This window comes from Azospirillum sp. UFLA03-27 (genome assembly GCF_059803775.1).
The window spans coordinates 1-818 of sequence record NZ_JAUQTX010000524.1 but is presented as its reverse complement, the minus strand read 5'-3'; the positions used below and the strand labels follow the sequence as shown (position 1 = coordinate 818).

Genomic DNA, 818 nt, shown 5'->3' with positions numbered 1-818 from the left:
CTTACTTGGCGTTGGCCATGGCGACGGCGGTGTCGCTCATGCGGTTGGAGAAGCCCCACTCGTTGTCGTACCAGGTCATGATGCGGACGAAGTTGCCGTCGATGACCTTGGTCTCGTTCAGCGCGAAGATCGAGCTGTGCGGGTCGTGGTTGAAGTCGGTGGAGACCAGATCCTCGGTGTAGGCGCCCAGGATGCCCTTGAGCGGGCCGTTGGCGGCCTCGGCGATCGCCTTGGTGATCTCCTCCACCGAGGTGGCGCGCTTGGCGGTGAACTTGAAGTCGACCACCGAGACGTTGGGCGTCGGCACGCGCATGGCGGTGCCGTCCAGCTTGCCCTTCAGCTCCGGCAGCACCTTGCCCACCGCCTTGGCCGCCCCGGTCGAGGTCGGGATCATGTTCAGCGCCGCGGCGCGGGCGCGGTGCAGGTCCTTGTGGTTGGTGTCGACGATGCGCTGATCCCCCGTGTAGGAGTGGATCGTCGTCATGAAGCCCTTCTCGATGCCGATCAGGTTGTTCAGTACGAAGGCCACCGGGGCCAGGCAGTTCGTCGTGCACGACGCGTTCGAGACGATGCGGTGATCGGCCTTGAGCTGGTCGTGGTTGACGCCGTAGACCACCGTGATGTCCTCGTCGGTGGCCGGGGCGGAGATCAGCACCTTCTCCGCACCCGCTTCCAGATGCTTGGCGGCGTCGGCGCGCTTGGTGAAGATGCCCGAGCATTCCATGGCGATCTGGATGCCCAGATCCTTCCACGGCAGCTTGGCCGGGTCACGCTCCTGCACGACCTTGATCGAGTGGCCGTTGACGATCAGCTCGCCG

1 protein-coding gene is annotated in these 818 nt (G+C 64.9%); it reads right to left on the bottom strand.

What is annotated here, in order from left to right:
• Position 1 precedes the first annotated feature (1 nt).
• A partial coding sequence (locus tag Q4I23_RS32870; protein ID WP_498529029.1) for a type I glyceraldehyde-3-phosphate dehydrogenase occupies positions 2-818 on the bottom strand: 817 nt, incomplete at its 5' end.